Annotated in this window: 17 protein-coding genes; 11 read left to right on the top strand and 6 right to left on the bottom strand. The window is 66.8% G+C overall.

Features of this window, described 5'->3' with window-relative positions; all coding sequences use genetic code 11:
• The first annotated feature begins 2 nt into the window (after window positions 1–2).
• The 5 genes from trpE (at window position 3) to trpC (ending at window position 5054) form a co-directional block, all read left to right on the top strand.
• A complete protein-coding gene (gene trpE, locus AOA14_RS16930) occupies window positions 3–1520 on the top strand; it encodes an anthranilate synthase component I (protein ID WP_062902640.1) in 1518 nt (505 codons plus the stop codon).
• Window positions 1521–1556: 36 nt separating this feature from the next.
• On the top strand, window positions 1557–2618 hold the full coding sequence (locus AOA14_RS16935) for an alpha/beta fold hydrolase (RefSeq protein ID WP_062902641.1): 1062 nt from the start codon (window positions 1557–1559) through the stop codon (window positions 2616–2618).
• A 68-nt stretch (window positions 2619–2686) separates the two neighbouring features.
• Complete coding sequence (locus tag AOA14_RS16940; protein WP_003043867.1) at window positions 2687–3277, top strand: anthranilate synthase component II; 591 nt, start codon at window positions 2687–2689, stop codon at window positions 3275–3277.
• A complete protein-coding gene (trpD, locus tag AOA14_RS16945) occupies window positions 3274–4272 on the top strand; it encodes an anthranilate phosphoribosyltransferase (RefSeq protein WP_062902642.1) in 999 nt (332 codons plus the stop codon). The genes AOA14_RS16940 and trpD overlap by 4 nt, the downstream gene beginning before the upstream one ends.
• Complete coding sequence (trpC, locus tag AOA14_RS16950) at window positions 4269–5054, top strand: indole-3-glycerol phosphate synthase TrpC (protein WP_062902643.1); 786 nt, start codon at window positions 4269–4271, stop codon at window positions 5052–5054. Before trpD ends, trpC begins: the two co-directional genes overlap by 4 nt.
• On the opposite strand, the gene AOA14_RS16955 is transcribed toward trpC, so the two are convergent.
• Genes AOA14_RS16955 through AOA14_RS16965 form a run of 3 tightly spaced genes read right to left on the bottom strand, consistent with a single transcriptional unit; the run spans window position 5051 to window position 8611 of the window.
• Window positions 5051–6427 (bottom strand): sensor histidine kinase, encoded by a 1377-nt coding sequence (locus tag AOA14_RS16955; RefSeq protein ID WP_062902644.1) that lies wholly within the window; start codon window positions 6425–6427, stop codon window positions 5051–5053. The two genes, trpC and AOA14_RS16955, sit on opposite strands and share 4 nt — an antisense overlap.
• A complete protein-coding gene (locus tag AOA14_RS16960) occupies window positions 6424–7338 on the bottom strand; it encodes a hypothetical protein (protein ID WP_062902645.1) in 915 nt (304 codons plus the stop codon). Before AOA14_RS16960 ends, AOA14_RS16955 begins: the two co-directional genes overlap by 4 nt.
• Before the next feature lie 58 nt (window positions 7339–7396).
• Complete coding sequence (locus AOA14_RS16965) at window positions 7397–8611, bottom strand: hypothetical protein (RefSeq protein ID WP_062902646.1); 1215 nt, start codon at window positions 8609–8611, stop codon at window positions 7397–7399.
• 232 nt (window positions 8612–8843) lie between these two features.
• On the opposite strand from AOA14_RS16965, the gene gyrA reads away from it, so the two are divergent.
• Both gyrA and AOA14_RS16975 read left to right on the top strand, forming a co-directional pair.
• Window positions 8844–11609: a DNA gyrase subunit A gene (gene gyrA, locus AOA14_RS16970; protein WP_062902647.1), complete on the top strand. Its 2766-nt coding sequence runs from the start codon at window positions 8844–8846 to the stop codon at window positions 11607–11609.
• Window positions 11606–11914 (top strand): DUF952 domain-containing protein, encoded by a 309-nt coding sequence (locus tag AOA14_RS16975; RefSeq protein WP_058811416.1) that lies wholly within the window; start codon window positions 11606–11608, stop codon window positions 11912–11914. The genes gyrA and AOA14_RS16975 overlap by 4 nt, the downstream gene beginning before the upstream one ends.
• 21 nt (window positions 11915–11935) lie before the next feature.
• Here the strand turns inward: AOA14_RS16975 and AOA14_RS16980 are convergent, their stop codons facing one another.
• Window positions 11936–12727, bottom strand: a complete 792-nt coding sequence (locus AOA14_RS16980; protein ID WP_062902648.1) for an SDR family oxidoreductase — start codon at window positions 12725–12727, stop codon at window positions 11936–11938.
• A gap of 118 nt (window positions 12728–12845) precedes the next feature.
• Here AOA14_RS16980 and AOA14_RS16985 point away from each other — a divergent pair, with 118 nt between their 5' ends.
• From AOA14_RS16985 to AOA14_RS17000, 4 genes are all read left to right on the top strand, one after another.
• Complete coding sequence (locus AOA14_RS16985) at window positions 12846–13712, top strand: alpha/beta fold hydrolase (RefSeq protein WP_062903237.1); 867 nt, start codon at window positions 12846–12848, stop codon at window positions 13710–13712.
• A gap of 45 nt (window positions 13713–13757) precedes the next feature.
• Window positions 13758–14486 (top strand): energy transducer TonB, encoded by a 729-nt coding sequence (locus tag AOA14_RS16990; protein WP_238929685.1) that lies wholly within the window; start codon window positions 13758–13760, stop codon window positions 14484–14486.
• Window positions 14487–14635: 149 nt separating this feature from the next.
• Entirely contained in the window at window positions 14636–16993 is a 2358-nt protein-coding gene (locus tag AOA14_RS16995) for a TonB-dependent receptor (RefSeq protein ID WP_062902650.1), read from the top strand.
• A gap of 56 nt (window positions 16994–17049) precedes the next feature.
• Complete coding sequence (locus AOA14_RS17000) at window positions 17050–17733, top strand: Fe2+-dependent dioxygenase (protein ID WP_062902651.1); 684 nt, start codon at window positions 17050–17052, stop codon at window positions 17731–17733.
• A 13-nt stretch (window positions 17734–17746) separates the two neighbouring features.
• Here the strand turns inward: AOA14_RS17000 and AOA14_RS17005 are convergent, their stop codons facing one another.
• Together AOA14_RS17005 and AOA14_RS17010 are read right to left on the bottom strand one after the other, a co-directional pair.
• Complete coding sequence (locus AOA14_RS17005) at window positions 17747–18694, bottom strand: FAD:protein FMN transferase (protein ID WP_062902652.1); 948 nt, start codon at window positions 18692–18694, stop codon at window positions 17747–17749.
• Between the two features lie 11 nt (window positions 18695–18705).
• Window positions 18706–19536, bottom strand: coding sequence for a DUF4198 domain-containing protein (locus AOA14_RS17010; RefSeq protein ID WP_062902653.1), 831 nt, complete (start codon window positions 19534–19536; stop codon window positions 18706–18708).
• Window positions 19537–19540: the final 4 nt, after the last annotated feature.

Genomic DNA, 19540 nt, shown 5'->3' on the forward strand with positions numbered 1-19540 from the left:
CGGTGGCGCTGGAAGGCAGGGCCGCCGCGCTCGAAGCGCTGGCCGCAGGGCGCGGCGCCGTCGTCTGGCAACGGATGATTGCCGACGTCGAAACCCCGGTTTCGGCGGCGCTCAAACTTATCGAGCCCGGCCGCGGCGACTGGGTGCTCGAATCGGTTGAAAGCGGCGAGACGCGCGGACGCTACAGCCTGATCGGCCTCGACCCCGACCTGCTTTTCGAAGTCACCGGCGACGCGGCGCGGATAAACCGCGAATGGCGCCATGACCGCGAGGCCTTTCGCCCGGTCGAGGCGGGGGCGCTGCAAGCGCTACGCGATCTGGTCGCCGAATGTCGCTTCGACGTTCCCGAAGTGCTGCCGAAGGCGCTCGCAACGCTCGTCGGCTTCTTCGCCTATGAAACGATCGGCCTCGTCGAGCGCATCCCGCGCGCCGCGGGGGCGGGGCTCGACCTGCCCGACATGGTGTTCGTGCGCCCGACGACGATCCTCGTCTTCGACCGCTTGGCCGACGAGCTGTTCCTGATCGCGCCGATCTGGCCCGATCCCGACGCGCCGATCGACCGGATGATCGACGGCGCGCAAGACCGGCTCGACACCATTGCGGCCCGCCTGTCGAGCGCGAACGCGCACAGCGCGAAGGCAGAAACGGCACTGACCCCCGACATGGTCGCGGCGCAGCCGGCAACGACGCCCGAGCGCTTCGCCGAAATGGTCGCGGCGGCGAAGGAATATATCGCGGCGGGCGACATTTTTCAGGTGGTGCTGTCGCAGCGTTTCTCGACACCTTTCGACCTGCCTCCCTTCGATCTCTACCGGGCGTTGCGGCGCATCAACCCCTCGCCCTTCCTCTATTTCCTCGACCTGCCGGGCTTTGCGCTGATCGGTTCATCGCCCGAGATATTGGTGCGCGTGCGCGATGGCGAGATCACCATTCGCCCTATCGCGGGCACGCGACCGCGCGGCCGGACCAGCGCCGAGGATGCCGAAAATCGCGAAAGCCTGCTCGCCGACCCCAAGGAGCGCGCCGAGCATCTGATGCTGCTCGATCTTGGCCGCAACGATGTCGGCCGCGCCGCGGTCGGCGGCAGCGTGACGGTCACCGACAGCTATACCGTCGAATTCTACAGCCATGTGATGCACATCGTGTCGAACGTCATCGGCCGCATCGCGCCCGACAAGGATGCGATCGACGCGCTGTTCGCGGGCTTTCCGGCGGGAACCGTCAGCGGCGCGCCCAAGGTGCGCGCGTGCCAGATCATCGCCGAACTCGAGGCCGAAGCGCGCGGGCCCTATGCCGGCGGCGTCGGCTATTTCGCGCCCGACGGCAATATGGACAGCTGCATCGTGCTGCGTACCGCGATCGTGCAGGACGGGACGATGTACGCGCAGGCTGGCGCGGGCATCGTCGCCGACAGCGATCCCGCCTATGAACAGCGCGAATGCGAGGCCAAGGCGGGCGCGCTGTTCGCCGCCGCGCGCGAGGCGGTGAAGCTGGCCGGCACGCCGGGTTACGGACAATAGCTTGACCGGCGGGTGCGGTGCGTTAGCGTCGCGCTCATGCTGAAACGCCTCCTCCCGCTCGCCCTGCTGCTCGCCGCTTTTCCCGCTCAGGCCCAGATTGTCGAGGGCGCGACCGACGGCGATGCAATACTGAAGGATTTCACCTTCCGTTCGGGCGAAAAACTACCCGAACTCAAGATGCATTATACGACGCTCGGCAAGCCGCAGCGCGACGCGACCGGCGCAATCGTCAATGCGGTGATGATCCTCCACGGCACCGGCGGCACGGGAAAACAATTCCTCCAGCCCCAATTTGCGGGCGAATTATTCGGTCCCGGCCAACCGCTCGACACCGCAAAATATTACATCATCCTGCCCGACAATATCGGTCATGGCGGATCGTCGAAGCCGAGCGACGGGATGCGCATGGCTTTTCCCAGATATGACTATGACGACATGGTGGCGGCGCAGCACCGGCTGCTCACCGAAAAGCTGGGAATCGGCGAGCTCCAGCTCATCCTCGGCACCTCGATGGGGTGCATGCACGCCTTTGTCTGGGGCGAAAGCTGGCCGGGCTTTGCAAAACGGCTCGCGCCCTTCGCTTGCCTGCCCGTCGAAATAGCGGGCGAAAACCGGATGTGGCGGACGCTGATCATCGATGCGATCAAGGCCGACCCGGAGTGGAACGGAGGCAATTACGCGCAGCAGCCTGCCGCGGGTCTGCGGACCGCCGCCTCGATCGGCCTGATTGCGGGATCGAACCCATATGCGCTGCAGGCGCAATATCCGACCCGCGCCGCCGCCGAAGCCTATAAGGATGCCGCCTTTGCGCGCAGCTATGGCCGCAACGATGCCAATGACGTTATTTATCAGTTCGATGCCTCGCGAACCTATAATCCCTGGGCGGGGATCGAAAAGATCGACGTGCCCCTTTTGTGGGTCAATTCGGCCGACGATTTCATCAATCCGCCGGGCTATGGCATCGCCGAAAAGGCGGCCGCGCGCATGCCCAGGGCCCGCTATGTCCTGATCCCCGCGTCACCCGAAACCAAGGGGCACGGCACGCATAGCTGGGCGAAATTCTGGAAGGATGATCTCGCGAAGCTGATGGCCGAATAAAGCCCGCTTTGGAGCCGCCGAAGCTTCTATCCCTTCCCCCCGCTACGCAAAAGCATTAGGGCCGCGCCATGATCCTGGTCATCGACAATTACGACAGCTTCACCTTCAACCTCGTTCATTATCTGATCGAGCTCGGCGCCGAGGTGCGCGTGGTGCGCAACGACGATCTGACCGCCGCCGAGGCGCTGGCGACCGGGGCCGAAGCGATGCTGATCTCGCCGGGGCCGTGCACGCCGAACGAAGCCGGGATCAGTCTCGACCTCGTTGCCGCCTGCGCCGCCGCGCGGCGACCGCTGCTCGGCGTCTGCCTGGGGCATCAGGCGATCGGCCAGCATTTCGGCGCGACCGTCCAGCGCGGGCATCTGATGCACGGCAAGACCTCGCCGGTCTGCCACGATGGCACGGGACTGTTCGCCGGCCTGCCCTCGCCCTTCACCGCGACCCGTTATCACAGCCTCGAGGTCGTCGACATTCCCGACTGCCTCGCGATCAATGCGACGAGCGACGATGGGGCGGTGATGGGGTTCCGGCACGTCGACCTGCCGATCCACAGCGTGCAATTTCACCCCGAAAGCATCGCGACCGAGCATGGTCATGCGATGCTCGCCAACTTTCTCACGATCGCCGGGCTGCCGGTTCGCGCCCGCCAGGCGGCATGAGCCGCTTCGGTCCCTTTCCCGACCCGACGGGACAGCTCGCGCCCGATGAGGCGGCGCGCGCGTTTGCGACGATGCTCGATGGCGGCGGCAGCGACGAGGAGGTCGCGGCCTTTCTGGTTGCGCTGTCCGAGCGCGGCGAGACGACGGTCGAAATCGTGGCCGCCGCGCAGGCGATGCGCGACCGGCTGATCCCGATCGCCGCGCCCGAGGGCGCCATCGACGTCTGCGGCACCGGCGGCGACGGCCACCACACGCTCAACGTCTCCACCGCCGTATCGCTGGTCGTTGCAGCATGCGAAGTACCCGTTGCAAAGCACGGAAATCGCGCGGCTTCGTCAAAGGCAGGTGCCGCCGACACGCTCGAGGCGCTCGGCCTCGACATGGCGCGCGCGGGCCGGATGGCCGAGGCCCAGCTCGCCGACCTTGGCATCTGCTTTCTGTTCGCGGCGAACCACCATCCCGCGATGGCGCGCATCCAGCCGATCCGCAAAGCGATCGGCCGCCGCACCATCTTCAACCTGATGGGGCCGCTCGCCAATCCGGCGCGCGTCACGCGCCAGCTCGTCGGCATCGCGCGTCCCGCCTATGTCCCTGTCTATGCCGGCGCGCTGCACCAGCTTGGCACCGATCATTCGCGGGTCGTCTCGGGCGACGAGGGGCTCGACGAACTGTCGCTCGCGGGCGGCAACGAGGTGGCGGTGGTCACACGCGCCGGGGTGCAGATGCAGCGCAGCAGCGCCGCCGACGCCGGACTGCCGACGCATCCGATTGCGGCGATCCGTGGCGGTGACGCAAGCTATAATGCCAAGGCGCTGCGCGCGCTGCTCCAGGGGGAACCCGGCGCCTATCGCGATGCCGTTCTCTACAATGCCGCCGAAGCGCTCATGGTCGCGGGCGCGGTCAACACGCTGGCGGACGGGGTCGAGGAGGCCGCCGAAGCCATCGAAAAGGGGCTCGCCAACGCGCTGCTCAACTGCTGGATCGCGTATAAATGAACAAGCTCACCCAGATCCTCGAAACCAAGGCCGGCGAAGTCGCCGCGCGCCGTGCGCAGCGCACGCTCGCCGATCTCGATGCCGTCGATGCCGGGCCTGTGCGCGGCTTTGCCGCCGCGCTGCGCCGCAAGATCGACGCGGGCGGCTACGGCCTGATTGCCGAAGTCAAGAAAGCCTCGCCGTCCAAAGGGCTGATCCGCGAAGATTTTTCTCCCGCCGACCATGCCCGCGCCTATGCCGCCGGCGGCGCGGGGTGCCTGTCGGTGCTGACCGACGCCCCCTATTTTCAGGGGCATGAGGATTATCTGATCGCCGCGCGCGCGGCCTGCCCGCTACCCGTGCTGCGCAAGGATTTCATGATCGATCCGTGGCAGGTCGCCGAAGCGCGCGCGATCGGCGCCGATGCAATCCTGATCATCGTCGCGGCGCTGGATGACGGCGCGATGCGCGAGATCGAGGCGGCGGCGGTCGAACGCGGCATGGACGTGCTCGTTGAAGTGCATGACGAGGCCGAACTCGACCGCGCGTTGACGCAGCTCAGGTCGCGGCTCATCGGCGTCAACAATCGCGACTTGCGCAGCTTCGAAACCGATCTTGGCGTCTCCGAACGGCTGGCGAAACTTGTTCCCGCCGAAACCCTGCTCGTCGGCGAAAGCGGCATCGCGAGCCACGCCGATTGCGCACGGCTTGCGCAGAGCGGCGTTCGCGCCTTTCTGGTCGGGGAAAGCCTGATGCGCCACGCCGATGTCGAAGCGGCGACGAGGGCGCTGCTGCTCGGCTAAGCTTCGCGCGCGGGCAGGCTCAAGGTGAAGCGGGCGCCCTGGCCGGGGGCGCTGTCGACGGTGAGGTCGCCGCCCATCGCGCGCGCCAGGCGGCGCGCAATATAGAGGCCAAGCCCCGATCCGCCGCTGTCGGTGCGGCCAAGCCGTTCGAATTTTTCGAACACCACCGCCTGCTGGTCGGTGGCAATCCCCTGCCCCTGATCGGCGACCGTCACCATGGCGCGGTCGCCTTCGCGGTCGACGCGAATCCAGATTTGCGACTGTTCGGGGGAATAGCGGATCGCATTGCCGAGCAGATTGAGCAGCACCTGAAGCACGCGGCGGAACTCGCCATAGGCGGGCATCCGGTCGTCGGTACGCGGCGCGTCGATACGGATACCCTTTTCCTCGGCTTTCATGCCGAGCAGGCCGACTGCGCGGCGCGCCAGATCGCCCAGGTCGATTTCATCGCGCGCCGCCTTGAACCCCGGGCGTTCGATATTCTGCAAGTCGGCAAGATCGTCGACGAGACCGAGCAAATGCCGGCCCGCATGCGCGATATCGCCGGCATAACGGGCATAGTCGGCGCGGATCGGGCCGTCGAACTGGCCATGGATCGTCTCCGCAGTCGCGATGATGCGGCTGAGCGGACCGCGCAGCGCGCCGTCGATCCGCCGCCCGAATTGCGGATCCGACAGCGGCAGCGAGCCGAAGGCGGGATCGATGGTGCCGGACGTCGGCGCAGCGCCCGCCGTTTCGGTATCGCGTGTCGCCATGCCGCGAAAACCGGTAAAGCCCCCCGCTGCGTCGAAGAGCGCCTCGCCCGCCACGGTCATCGTCAGCGGCGCGCCGCCGATCTCTACGCGAACGCGCTGGCCTTCGAAGCTTGCCTGCCGCGCGAGCGCGCGCAGCACCGCAAAGCGCCCGTCGGCATCGGGTTGAAGCTCGAACAATTCGGACAGCGACCGCCCCTCCCAACCGGCGGGGATCGACGGAGCCTCCGCCCCGGCGCGCAGCGCCACGACGCGCAGATGCTGGTCGCATTCCCACGCCCATCCGTGCGGAACAATTCCCACGTCGGCGACCGGCGGCGTCTGCGGCATCACGACCGGGCGTGTGCGCCAGTCGCTGATCTCGATCGCCGCGCCATCGGCATCGGGGGCAATGCGCACCAGCGCATGAATGTCGCTATGATCGTCGGCGGCATAGAGCGGCCGGCTGATGTCGCGCTGGAGCCGCTGCGCCAGCGCGACGAGCCGCGCGAGCTGCGGCAGCGCCAGCGGACGGCCAAGCCCCGCCCCGGCGCGCTGTTGCAGCCGCAGCAGCGACGGATCGGCGCTGACGAGCGCCCCGCTGGCGTCGACGCGGCCGCGAATGATGCGTTCGCCGCTCATACCGCGGTCCCTGAACCGGCATCATCGCCGGCCAGCGCCCGCGCCGGCAGCATCGCGAGCGACGCCTCGAGCGGCGCCAGCGCAGCCGAATCGAGACGCAACGGTGCAAGAAGGACCGGCAGTGCGGCCGCTTCGGCAGTGATCAGCGCCAGTGCCATGTCGACATAGCGCCGTTTGCCCGCCGCCGCGGCCAGCGCAACAAGCGTCGGCCAGTCGTTTCGCGCGATGGCTCCCGCCGCCACTGCGGACAAATCTCCATTCGCGATCAGTAGGGCGTGATAAGCCTTTGCTTCGGCGTCGATTCCGGTGGCGCTCTGCTGTGCCTCGCCGGTCGTCCTTACCGCGTCGCCGAGCGCCGCCGCGCGATCGCCGTCGCCTTCGTCCCGCGCCAGCCACCACGCCGCAATATCGAGCAGCAGCGCGCGGAGCAGGTCGGGATCGAGATCGGCGACCGCGATCGCCGGGTTTCCGAGCGCGTCAAAGCGGCGCCCGTCCGCAATCCGCAGCGCAAGAAAGGCCCGATCGGTATCGCTGAGCTCGCTTTCGTCCGCAGCCGGCGCAGCCTCAGCGGTTTCGGCTGCGCCCGGCGACACCGTCGGCGCGCGCTGCGCCGATTGCTGCCGCCAGCGATGTTCTTCGGCGCGCGCGAAACAGGCCGGGGCCAGTCGCTCGGCCGAGGGAATTCCGCCCGCAAGCCAGTCGTCCCACAGCGCCGCGCCATCGATCCCGACATCCAGTTCAGCCGCCAGCGTCGTGACGAGCCGCCGGGCAATTCCCAGCGACAGCGCGCGCTGTTCCTCGGTCAGATGCCCCGCGGTCGGCGCCGCCAGATAGGCTGCCAGTTCGCGCAGCCGCGTCGACAGCGTCGGCGACGGCAGATCGAGACCGGTCGAGGGGAAGGATTCAGCCATGCACGCTCGCGGATAGCAGCATGTCGTTAATAGGCATTAAACCTTGAAGGCCTTTGTTCTACTTGGCCTCCGGTCGCCGCGCGAGGCGCATCCAGAGCAAAATCTGGAACAGCGCCAACAGCGGCAAGATCGCGAACATCAGCGGCGCCGCGCCGAAAACCAGCGCGGGGGCGAGCATGATCCATGCCTGATCGGCGTCGGGAAGCAGCCAGTGAAAGCGCCGCTTTTCGCCCGCATCCTCATAGAGCAGGCGCGCGAGCAGGATCGTCGCGGCAAGGCATGGTGCAAGCGCCGCTTCCGAAAAGCGCGGCATCGCGTGCCCCGCCCCGCCGAGCGAGAGCAGCCAGGGAAAGGCCGCCAGCAACAGCCACGCAAAACTGCGGATGGTCGCGCGTACCCGGTCGTGCGCCGCGCTCTGGGCGCGAAAGGAGGCAAGAAAGCGCATCGCGGCGAGGCAGAGGCCGCCGAACACCGCGACGAGCGCCCCCGCCGCCGCCAGCCCGCTCGCGGCGAGCAGCGCAACGCCGATCCAGAGCAGAGCGGTCGCATAGGGCAGATAGCGCGCGGTTTTCGGCGATCGCACGAGCAGCGGCCCCGCAAGCCGTATCAACGGCATCATGATCGCCGAGCGGCCGAGCCCCATGCCGCCATAATCGACCTGTTGCAGGCTCGATTGCTCGATCAGCGCTGCCGTCGGCCGGTCGGTGACGATCGCGATGTCGCCCTGTTCGAACAGCGCGGGTTCGCAATAGAGGCGGCGCGCGCCGGTCTGCACCGCCATGCGCAGCAGCGTCAGCATTACGTCCCACTCGCCGGGCATCTCGGCGAGATCGCGCACCATCGCATCCGAAATACAGGCAAGCCCGCCCCAGCGCCGGGTCGCGTCGATGCGTTCGAACCCCTGCGTCAGCAGCGTATCGGCGGTGACGAGGATCGCCGGCGAACCGGGCTTGGCGATCGCGGCATAATGGGCGCTGCCCGCGCGCAAACCGTCGGCGACGAGGATGATGCGATCGTCGCCCTCGACCAGCGCCATCAGGTCGCTCGCCTCGCGCACCGGCGTCACCTTCATCCCGCGGCGGCGGATCCGGTCGCACGTTGCCAGCAGGTCGGCCGGCACCGCCGCGACGGCCACGGCGATATGCGTGACCCCGACGTCGGCAAGCCGCACCGCCTGCCGCTCGATCAGTGTCTCGCCCGCAATCGCGACGAGCGCGCGCAGGCCGCCGTCGGGCAGCATTTCGCTGGCGCCGACCAGCGCGATCAAGGCCATCGGCGCCCCCCATTTGCAGCACAGCTCATCGCCGCCGACCTTTAGGCGCGAAGGATCGATTGGCAAGCGATCATCTGCGCAAGCACCGCCATGACGTCATCCTTCCCGCCCCGCGCAAAAACGTTGCCGAGCCACGAAAAAATCACGCTGAAAGGCACCGAATCGCTGGCAAAGACACCGGTCATGGGCTAGGCCCGAAGCATCTCCCGATAGCGCAACAGAAGGCCGGGCTTTGACCGAAGAAAATACGCATTTGCCGCCGTCCGACGACGGCATTTCGCCGATCAACATCGTCGACGAAATGAAGACGTCTTACCTCGATTACGCGATGAGCGTAATCGTCAGCCGCGCGCTGCCCGACGTGCGCGACGGGTTGAAGCCGGTGCATCGCCGCATCCTCTATGCGGCGCAGGAAGGCGGCTTCATTCCCGGCCGCCCCTACAAGAAATCGGCGAAAATCGTTGGCGACGTCATGGGTAACTACCACCCGCACGGCGACAGCGCGATCTACGACGCTCTCGCCCGCATGACGCAGGACTGGTCGCTCCGCGTGCCGCTGATCGACGGCCAGGGCAATTTCGGCTCGATGGACCCCGATCCGCCGGCGTCGATGCGCTATACCGAAGCGCGCCTTGCCAAGACCGCGATGGTGCTGCTGAACGACCTCGACAAGGATACCGTCGACTTCCAGCCCAATTACGACGCGAGCCGCGAAGAGCCGACGGTGCTCCCGGCGCGTTTCCCGAACCTTCTCGTCAACGGCGCGGGCGGTATCGCGGTCGGCATGGCGACCAACATCCCGCCGCACAATCTTGGCGAAGTCGTCGATGCGACGCTCGCGATGATCGACCGCCAGCTCGAGGGCGGTCCGGACATCACCCTCGAAGAACTGATGGCGATCGTCCCTGGCCCCGATTTCCCGACCGGCGCGATGATGCTCGGCCAGGGCGGCGCGCGCAACGCCTATGCCACCGGCCGCGGCTCGATCATGATGCGTGCGACGCATATCATCGAGGAAGGCAGGAACGACCGCCAATCGATAGTTCTGACGTCCATTCCTTTTCAGGTCGGCAAGTCCGGACTCGTCGAGAAGATCGCCGAGGCGGCGCGCGACAAGCGCATCGAGGGCGTCGCCGACATCCGCGACGAATCGAACCGCGAGGGCGTTCGCGTCGTTATCGAGCTGAAGCGCGACGCCACCGCCGAGGTCGTTCTGAACCAGCTCTGGCGCCACACCCCGGCGCAGTCGAGCTTCCCCGCGAACATGCTCGCGATCCGTGGCGGCCGCCCTGAAATGATGGGGCTGAAGGATATTCTTTCGGCCTTCATCGCCTTCCGCGAAGAGGTCATCACCCGCCGCTGCAAATTCGAACTCGCCAAGGCGCGCGACCGGGCGCACATCTTGCTCGGCCTTGTCGTCGCGGTCAGCAATCTCGACGAGGTTGTGCGCATCATCCGCGGCTCGAACTCGCCCGCAGCGGCCCGCGAAGCGCTGCTCGCGCGCGAATGGCCGATCGGCGAAATCGCGCCCTATATCCGCCTCGTCGAAGCGATCGAGGGCGAGATGGAGGACACCGCGACCTATCGTCTTTCCGAAATACAGGTGAAGGCGATCCTTGACCTCCGCCTGCATCGTCTGACCGCACTCGGTCGTGACGAAATCGGCAAGGAACTCGGCGAGTTGGCGACCGAGATTGAGGAACTGCTTTCGATCCTCGCCGACCGCGTCAAACTCTATGGCGTGATGCGGGAAGAGCTGGTCGCGGTGCGCGACGAATTCGCCACCCCGCGCAAGACGCTCGTCGCCCCCGCCGCCGATGGCATCGACGACGAGGATCTGATCGAGCGCGAGGAGATGGTCGTTACCGTCACCCTCGACGGCTATATCAAGCGCACCCCGCTCGACACCTTCCGCGCCCAGCGTCGCGGCGGCAAGGGCCGCGCCGGCATGGCGACTAAGGACGAGGATGTCGTCACCGAATTGTTCGTCACCTCGACGCACACGCCGGTGCTGTTCTTCTCCACCGCGGGCAAGGTCTATCGCATGAAGGTATGGCGCCTGCCCGAAGGCGGGCCGGCCACGCGCGGCCGACCTATGATCAACCTGCTCCCGCTCGCGCAGGGCGAGACGATCTCGACCGTCCTCCCATTGCCCGAGGACGAGGGTGAATGGGGCAAGCTCCACGTCATGTTCGCGACCGCGAAGGGGAGCGTGCGTCGCAACAGCATGGACGCTTTCACCAACGTTCCGTCGAACGGCAAAATCGCGATGAAGTTCGAAGGCGAGGACGAAGACGACCGCTTGATCGGCGTCGCGCTGCTGGACGAAAGCGACGATGTGCTGCTCGCGACGCGGCAAGGCAAGGCGATCCGCTTCGCCGGTGACGATGTGCGCGAATTCCAGAGCCGTAATTCGACCGGCGTGCGCGGTATGCGTCTGGCCGACGGCGACGAGGTGATCTCGCTCTCGATCCTCCACCGCGTCGGCACCAGCAGCGAGGAGCGCGAAGCCTATCTGCGCGCCGCCCCGTGGAAAGACAATGAAAACGCGCCGACGCTGCCGGCCGACCGGATGGACGAGCTCGCCGCACGCGAACAGTTCATCCTGACGATCTGCGCCAACGGCTATGGCAAGCTGTCCTCCGCCTATGAATATCGCCGCACCGGTCGCGGCGGCCAGGGGATCACCAATATCGACAATATCGGCCGCAACGGCCCCGTCGTGGCGAGCTTCCCGGCAACGCAGGCGCATCAGCTGATGCTCGTGACCGATCAGGCGAAGCTCATTCGCATGGGGCTCGACAGCCTGCGCGTCATCGGCCGCGGATCGGCGGGCGTGCGGCTGTTCGACGTTGCCAAGGACGAACATGTCGTATCGGCGGCGCTGATCGAGGATAGCGAGGACGAAGCACTCGATGCGGCCGACGCCCCGGCGGAGGCAACGGAAGCGGTCGCCGGCGGGACCACCGACGCGGGACCGGACGGCGCCGGCGAATGACCGCCGGCACCGCCTTCAAGGTGCTGACCGCCGACCAGTGGATGGATTTCGAGCGCGAAGGCCTGTTCCACGGCGCCCCCGTGGACCATGCCGACGGCTATATCCACATGTCGACCGCCGAGCAGCTTGCCGAAACGCTCGCCAAACATTTTGCCGGGCAGCAGGGGCTGGTGATCGCCGAGGTCGACCTCGCGCAGCTCGGCAAGGCGGTGCGCTGGGAAGAGTCGCGCGGCGGCCAGCTTTTCCCACACCTGTACGGCACGTTGCCGATGACGGCGGTCATCCGGGTCGAGAGCCGCGACTGACGGCAGCGCTCGCGGCGAGCCTCAGGCCATGCCGCGCGCCAGGTCGAGCCGCGATGCGTCGCCCACCTGGCTACCGCCATCGCAGTCGAGGATCGTTCCGGTGATATAGCTCGCGGCGGGCGAGCAGAGGAAAACCGCCGATTCGGCGACCTCCGAAACCTTGCCCCAGCGCTTCATCGCGATGCGGGCATAATGCGCCTCGCGCGTCGCGTCGTCGGGCGCGAGCCGTTTCATGCCCTCGGTGTCGGCGATCGGTCCCGGCGAGATGCCGTTGACGCGCACATCGGGGCCCCATTCGAGCGCCAGCACCCGCACGAGCTGGTTGATCCCCGCCTTCGCCGCACAGGCATGCGCCTGCAGCGCCGAGGCATTGACCGCCTGCCCTGCGGTGATCGCGATCAGCGAGGCACCCGGCTTGTTGAGCAGATCGTGGCAGCCCCGAAACACGTTGAAGGTGCCATTGAGATCGATATCGACCACGGTGCGAAAGGCGTTGGCCGACATGCCGAGCACCGGCGCGAGGAAATTGCCCGCGGCGCCCGATATGACGATGTCCATCGGGCCGAACTTGTCCGCGACCGTCTCCATCACCCCGCGAATCGCGCCATAATCGCGCACATCGCCCGACAGCCCGATCGCGTCATGGCCGATTTCGTCGGCGGCGCGGCGCGCCTTGTCGGGATCGCGCCCCGCGACGGCAACGCGCGCGCCCAATTCGGCAAAACGCTTGGCAATGCCAAGGTTGATGCCGCTCGTGCCGCCCGCGACGAAAGCGGTCTTGCCGGCGAGCAGATTGTCGCGAAAACTGGTCATGGCCTCACTCTTCCCTTCGCTGTTTCAGCGCCTTCGCCCCGCGCCGCCGCCCCATGCGGGGTTGACGGATCGGATTCGGTCGCCTTTTGAAACGCAACCAGACAGCAAGGATGATCAGATGGCAAGTGGCCCCACGTCGCACTCCTACATCTCGCAGCGGTTGAAGCTGCACTATGTCGATTGGGGCAATGCCGACGCGCCGCCCTTGCTTCTCGTGCATGGCGGGCGCGATCATTGCCGCAACTGGGACTGGGTCGCCGAAAAGCTGCGCGATCGCTATCATGTCATCGCGCCCGACCTGCGCGGCCATGGCGACAGCGCCTGGTCGCCCGACGGCAATTACGACATGGACGCCTTCGTCTATGACCTGGCGCAGCTCATCCACCAGCTCGATCTGTCGCCGGTGACGATCGTGTCGCATTCGATGGGCGGCAATGTCGCATTGCGCTACACCGGGCTCTATCCGGACACCGTATCCAAGCTCGTCGCGATCGAGGGGCTTGGCCCCTCGCCCAAGCTGATCGCCGAACGCCTCGCAACCCCGGTCGCCGACCGGTTCCGCAAATGGATCGACGACAAACGACAGGCGGCGGGCCGTTCGCCGCGCCGTTATCCGACGCTCGACGATGCGCTGGCGCGGATGATGGGCGAAAATGCCTATCTGACCCCCGAACAGGCGCGTCACCTGACCATCCACGGCGTCAGCCGCAACGAGGATGGGACGTGGAGCTGGAAGTTCGACAATTATCTCAACATCTGGTCGGTTTTCGATCTGTCGCACGACGAAATCGCGTCGCTGTGGGCGGAAATCACATGCCCGACGCTACTGCTCTATGGCGCCAACAGCTGGGCGTCGAACCCGGCGAAGGACGGTCGGATCACACATTTCAAGTCCGCGCAGGTCATCGAGTTCGAGAACGCCGGCCACTGGCTGCACCACGACCAGTTCGAGCGGTTCATGTCCACGCTAGACGATTTCCTCTAATATTGGCCCCGAAGCCGCGCGATGGGCGCGCGCCGGGATCGGGCGATGGCATATAGCGGACAGCTTCCGGCGCGGCAGCGCGCCCTGGCAGGCGGCGGCGCGGCCCTGGCCGCGCTGCTGGTCGGCGCCGCGCTCGTCAGCAGCCTCGACATTGCGGTAATCCGCAAGGCCGGCGAGGCGATCAGCGCCATCGCGCTCCCCGCACCGAAACCTCCGCCGACACCCGCGACCCCCGCTCCGGCGAAAAGCGACGCGGCGAGCGGCAAGGCGTCGGCGGCGAACCGCTTTGCCAAGGCCGCGGCGGTCGCAGCGCCCAAGCCCCGGATCGTCCCGCCCGAGCCGCCTCCGGTCGCGGCGGCACCGCAGCCCGGCAGCGGCAGCGATCCATCGGCGGGCGCGACCCCAACCCCGGGCCCCGGATCGGGCGCGGGCGGACGCGGCGACGGCACCGGGTCCGGCGGTGCAGGCAGCGGAACCGGCGGCGGCACGCGCGCCGTGTGGCGCAGCGGAACGATCGAAGATAATGACTATCCCCGTGAGGCGCGCCGCGCGCATATCGGCGGGGTCGTCGAAGTACGCTTCACCATCGAGGCCAGCGGCCGCGTCAGCGGATGCCGGGTCAGCCGATCGAGCGGCGATGCCTCGCTCGATTCGACCACGTGCCGGCTGATCGAGGCGCGCTTTCGCTTCCGGCCCGCGACCAATGCGCGCGGCGAACCCGTCGCCAGCCCCTATGGCTGGCGGCAGAGCTGGTGGCTCGAGCCACGGCGCTAGTCACCGCCCCGCAGGCGAAGCCACACCCCGATCACTACCGCCACCTGCGACAAAGTCTCGACATTATCGCGAACGATTCGCATTATTGTTGACTCTGCGAACGACTCTCAATAGCGGACCCCCAACAACAACCATAAGGGGGTAACACCGTGAAGCCTGTTTCTTTCCTCGCTCTCTCCTGCGTCGGCAGCCTCGTCAGCGCGCCCGCGCTTGCCGCGACCGCCGACGATGCGCAGGATGCGCCCGGCTATCGGGAAAATATCATCGTCACCGGCACCAATGGCGTCGCGGTGGAAACGCCCAAATCGACCGCGCCGATCGTCGACACGCCGCAGACGGTGACCGTGGTGTCGGAGGAACAGATCAGGCAGCAGAATCTGCTCACGCTGCGCGACGCGCTTTCGACGATTCCGGGCATCACCTTCGGCGCGGGCGAAGGCGGCGGCGGCTATGGCGATTCGATCAACCTGCGCGGCTATTCGGCGAGCAACGACATCACCGTCGACGGCGTGCGCGACAGCGCACAGTACAGCCGGACCGACCCGTTCAACCTCCAGCAGATCGAAGTCTACAACGGCGCCAACTCGGTCTTCAACGGATCGGGCAGCGTCGGCGGAACGATCAATCTCGTCAGCAAGATTCCCTTCGCGCGCGATGCGACGACGGTGCAGGCCGCGGTAGGCACCGACAATTATTATCGGGCGGCGGTCGACAGCAACTGGCGGCTCAGCGAGCTGATCGCGGTGCGCCTCAACGCCATGTATCATGAAAATGACGTGCCCGGCCGCGACGTCGAATCCTATCAGCGCTGGGGCGTGGCGCCATCGATCACCATCGGCGTCGACAGCGACACCAGCCTGACCCTCGCCTATATTCACCAGGATGACGACAACACGCCGATCTATGGCGTCCCCTATTTCCTGAGCGGCGTGAACGATGGCCCGCTGCCGGGGGTCGATGACAGCTCCTATTTCGGCATCGTCAATCTGGACGAACAGAAGACCAAGGTCGACCGCTTCACCGCAACCTTCCGCCACGCGTTCAGCGATGCCGTGTCGATCCGTAACCTCACGCGTTGGCAGCGCGTCCACCAAGATAGCCAGACGAGCGCGCCGCAGGGTGTCTTCTGCCTGGCCAGTGGCCTGCAGCCGATCGGTGCGGCGCCCGATGCGACCGTCGGCGTCCCCTGCCCCAGCGGCCAGGATATGCCGGGCAATTATTACCCCGCCGGACCGCGCGGACTGGTCCGCGATCAGCTAAACGAACTGCTCTACAACCAGACCGACCTCACCATCGTCAGCGGTACCAAGGGCGGCATCCACAACACGCTGGTCATCGGCGGCTCGCTGAGCCAGGAGGATTATTCGATCGAGGTTGCGCAATTGCTGCGCAACGCGGGCGGCGCCACGCCCAATCCCGTGCAGGGACCGATCAGCTTGTCGAACCCCGACACCTATTGGTCGGGCCCGGTCAATTATGTCCGCACCGGCAACAGCTATGGCGATACGCGCGGCTGGGCGATTTACGCCTTCGACACGCTCGAGCTGTTGCCGATGTTCGAACTGAACGCCGGGCTGCGCTATGAAAATTCGCGCGCCAAATTCCGCGCGGACACCATAACGACGCCCGCAACCGGCGCGGTCTACACCCGCGGCGCCGACCAGATAAGCGACGAAAATCTCTTTTCCTATCGCGTCGGCGCGGTGTTCCACCCGGTCGAAAATGTCAGCCTCTATGCTGCCTATGGCAACAGCAAGACGCCGTCGTCGGCGACGGTCCGGCTCGGCTGCGGCACCAATTGCGATGTCGCGCCCGAAACCGGCCGCACTTACGAGATCGGGGCGAAGGCCGAGCTCATGGACAAGAAGCTGCTGCTCACCGCCGCTCTGTTCCGCAACGAACGCAGCAATTACCGCGTGCCGTCGAACGACGCCTCACTGCCCAGCTCGCTGCAGGTGCTCGACGGCAAGTCGCGCGTCGACGGCTTCGCGCTCGGCCTGACCGGCGCGATCACGCCCAACTGGTCGATCTTCGCCAATTACACCTATCTCGACGGAACGGTGCGGCAGAGCGTGTCGGACTATTGCATCGCCAACCCCGGCGGCGGCACCTGCACCAACAGCGCCGCGCTGCCCGATCCGCAGGCGGGCGACCGGCTGATCCAGACCCCGAAACATTCGGGCAGCCTGTTCACCACCTACACGCTGCCGTTCGGGCTGCAGATTGGCTATGGCCTGACCTATCAGGGCAGCTTTGCGACCAGCCAGCGCAACATGGCGCAGCGCTCGCAATATTTCGTCGACGATTATCTGATCCACCGCGCGTTCGTGTCCTATGAATTCGGCAACGGCCTGGTGGCGCAGCTCAATGTGTCGAACCTGACCAACGAGGATTATTACACCGGCGTGCGCAACAATGTGAACAGCACCACCGGCGTCGTCACCGGCGGCTGGGCGACGCCCGGCGAGGAACGCTCGGCGGTCCTCAGCCTCTTCTACCAATTCTGATTGCAACCCCGGGCGCGGCGATTGCCGCGCCCGGGCTTTTCGGCTTAGTAACGCGCATGATCCGCATCATTCCCGACCTCATCGATGCCGAGGGCGTCAAGGCGCTCCGCACCATCCTCGACCGCGCCGACTGGATCGACGGCAACGAGACGTCGGGACCGCAGGCGGCACTGGCCAAGCGCAACCAGCAGCTTCCCGAATTCGGCGACGCGGCGGTCGAGGCGGGCCGGATGGTGATCGACGCGCTCGGCCGCTCGCCGCTGTTCATGGCGGCGGCGCTGCCGCTCAAAATCTATCCGCCTTTCTTCAACCGCTATTCGGGCGGCGAGGCGTTCGGCGATCATATCGACAATGCCGTGCGGATGCGCCGCGGCACCGATTTCCGGATTCGCAGCGACCTGTCGGCGACGCTGTTTCTGGCCGACCCAGACAGCTATGAAGGCGGAGGCCTGGTCATCGACGGCATGGCCGATGCGCCCGGCGTCAAGCTCCCCGCCGGCCACCTCATCCTCTATCCGTCGAGCACCGTTCACCGCGTCGAACCGGTCACGGGCGGCGTCCGTGTCGCCAGTTTCATGTGGATTCAGTCGATGATCCGCGATCAGGCGCAGCGCAACCTGCTGTTCGACCTCGACCTGGGGGTTCAGGGCGCCGCCGCGGCAATGGGTCAGGGCGATCCGACCGTCGTCCGTCTGACCGGCGTCTATCACAATCTGCTGCGCCAATGGGCCGACGCCTGAAGGCCTGGCGTTCCTAATCCAGCATCGCGCGCCACTCACGCGAGACATATTCGCGGCCGTCCGCGATCATCTGCATCGCAAGACCCTGCGCATCGGCAAGCGCCATGCCCTGCTCAGGACCAACGACGGTGAGCGCGGTCGCCCAGCCGTCGGCGATCATGCAGCTGCGATGCACCACCGTCACCGACGCCACGCCGTTGACGAGCGGGCGCCCGCTGCGCGGATCGAAGCTGTGCGAATAATGGCGGCAGCCGTCGGTAAAGCCGCGCCGGTAATTGCCCGAGGTCGCGACCGACAGGTCGTGCAGCGCGAGCCGCCAGGGCGCGAGCGACTGGCCGGGCGGCGGCTCGACATCGACCCACCAGGGCTGTGCGTCGGGCTGCAGCCCCTCGCCGCGCAATTCGCCCCCGACTTCGATCAGGAAATGGCGCACCCCGCTCGCGAGCAGCTGCTCGGCAGCAAGATCGGCGCCGAATCCCTTGGCGATCCCCGACAGGTCGAGCGCCGCCCCCGTCCCGCGCCGGACGCGCGCCGCCGCGGCATCGAAGGCAATGTCAGGCGGTGCATCGGGCGGTGCGATCTCCGGCACCGCAGCGACCGGCCCCGCCGCACCGAAGCCCCAGCGTTCGGTCAGCAGCCCCAGCGCCGGATTGAACGCGCCGCCGCTCGCTTCGGCGATCGCGGTCGCCGCAGCCATCACGCGCGCAAATTCGGGCGGGATCGCGTGCCATTCCCCCGCGGGCGCGCGGTTCAGGCGCGACAGGTCCGATTCCGCTTCCCACTGGCTCATCTGCCGCACGACGCGATCGAGCGCGCGCCGGACGCTTTCGCCCGCCGACGCCGGTGCGTCGACCACCTGCAACGACCAGCTCGTGCCCATTGTCCGTCCCGAAAAGCTCCGGACCGGCACCCCCGGACGGCGCGCCGCAAAGGCGGCCGGCGTCAGCGCCCGGGGGATCAATATCCGGTCGGTCAGGGCGCCATGACCTCGAGCGTCGTCACATAGCTTGCGCGGCGGGCAAGCGGCGGCGGGCCGCCCTCGCCCTCTTCGCGCTCCGCCTGCGGCGTGGTGACGTTGAGCCAGTACATACCCGGTTCGAGCCAGCTGATCGCGACCTTGCCGTCAGCACCGGTCTTGAGGTCCATCTGGCCCAGCTGGTCGCGGTAGCGGATACCGCCCGGGATCACCGTGACGGGCAGGCCCGCCGCGGGCTTGCCGTCGAGCAGGAACTGAAAGGTCGCGGTTTCGCCCGCGAACAGATCATTGGGGTGCGTCACCGGCACCAGCTCGATCCCCTTGCCGGTCGGGGCGAACAGCGTCGTCGTCGGCTCACCCACCGTCACGAAAATCTCGTTGCGGTTGTTCGCCTCGGCGGTTCGCACATTGGTCGCCCCGGCGGGCAGGCGCTCGGCCAGATTGGCCGCCGTCGTCCCGCGCGGCAGGCGTTCGGTCTTGCCGTCCAGATCATAGCTGCCCATCAGCATGTCGGCGACCGAGGCGATGCGCCACGTCCCCTTCTGCGTCAGATGCACGTCGAAGGTGCTGCGATAGCGGCCGGTCGTCTTGTTCTCGATCGGCGCTTCGCTGCCGTCGGGCGCCCATGCCTTCATCGCGTCGAGCCGCAGCGGCTGATGCTCGAAATAGAACAGGTCGTTCGAAACGGCGGCATCGACCGTCACCCACGCATCGTCGCCCGACAGCACGGTCGAGGACGGCAGCATCCATTGGCGGTGCGCCTGCGCGGGCGCTGCGGCGAAAAGGGCCAGCGCGGCACTCGCGGCGATCAGCAATCGGGTCTTCATGATC

Source organism: Sphingopyxis terrae subsp. terrae NBRC 15098 (genome assembly GCF_001610975.1).
GTDB classification, from domain to species: Bacteria; Pseudomonadota; Alphaproteobacteria; order Sphingomonadales; family Sphingomonadaceae; genus Sphingopyxis; species Sphingopyxis terrae_A.